The sequence below is a fragment of the Pseudonocardia sulfidoxydans NBRC 16205 genome (assembly GCF_007989085.1).
In the GTDB taxonomy this organism is placed as follows: domain Bacteria; phylum Actinomycetota; class Actinomycetes; order Mycobacteriales; family Pseudonocardiaceae; genus Pseudonocardia; species Pseudonocardia sulfidoxydans.
The window spans coordinates 1-1056 of sequence record NZ_BJVJ01000182.1 but is presented as its reverse complement, the minus strand read 5'-3'; the positions used below and the strand labels follow the sequence as shown (position 1 = coordinate 1056).

At 69.0% G+C, this 1056-nt stretch carries 1 pseudogene; it reads left to right on the top strand.

The window, feature by feature from the left end:
• Positions 1-114 precede the first annotated feature (114 nt).
• Positions 115-932 (top strand): annotated as a pseudogene (locus tag PSU4_RS30920) (IS481 family transposase); the annotation flags it as partial.
• Between the last annotated feature and the right edge of the window lie 124 nt (positions 933-1056).

Here is a 1056-nt window from a genome sequence, read left to right as displayed (position 1 = left end):
CCCGTCGACCCGGGGGCGTGTGACGACACGATCTGATTGATCGTGATGGGTGAGGACCTCTCGGAGTGGTGTGGAGCTGTCTGACGGCATCCGCCACGACTCCGGGAGGTCCTCGTGCGCCACGCTGACGCCGCTCTCACCCCGCGTGCCCGAATACGGCTGGCGCGTCTGATCGTCGACGAGCGCTGGCCGGTCTCGGCGGTGACAGCCCGCTTCCAGGTCTCGTGGCGGACCGCGGAACGCTGGGCCGACCGTTACCGCGCCGAGGGATCAGAGGGCATGATGGACCGCTCCTCGCGCCCACACCACAGCCCGGACAAGACCCCGGAACCGGTCAAGCGCAAGATCGTGCACTTTCGGCTCAGGCAGCGCCTGGGCCCGGTCGAGATCGCCGCCCGGGTCACAATGGCCGCCTCGACCGCCCATGAGGTACTGCGTCGGTGCCGGATCAACCGCTCGCCGGGGGTGGACCGGGCCTCCGGTGAGCCGGTGCGCCGCTACGAGCACCCCGCACCCGCGGACATGCTCCACGTCGATATGAAGAAGTCGATGTGTAGAAGTTGGGCAACCTCCCTTACGGCGGCGGCCACCGTTCGTCGGGGCGAGCCCAGGGCGAACGTCACCGCGGCGCGACACCATGCAAGTCCCGAAACCCCCACTGCAACGTGAAGATGGGCACCGCGTTCGTCCACACCGTGATCGACGACCACTCCCGGGTCGCATACGCCGAGATCCACGACGACGCGACCGCCACCACCGCCACCGCGGTACTCGCCGATCCGGCCTGGTACGCCGAACGCGGCGTCCCAACCGTCCGTGTGCTGTCCGACAACGGCCCGGCCTACCGCTCACAGCTGTGGCGCGACACCTGCGCCGAGCTGGGGATCAACCCACGCCGGACCCGGCCCTACCGGCCCCGGACGAACGGGAAGTGAGTCGCCCTGGGTTCGGTGGAGGCTCCCGACCTTGGAAACGAGGATGGAGCCATGCCGAGAGAGCAGTCGCCGGGTAAGCCGACCACGCGCCGGTACTCCGAGGAGGAAAAGGCCGCTGAGG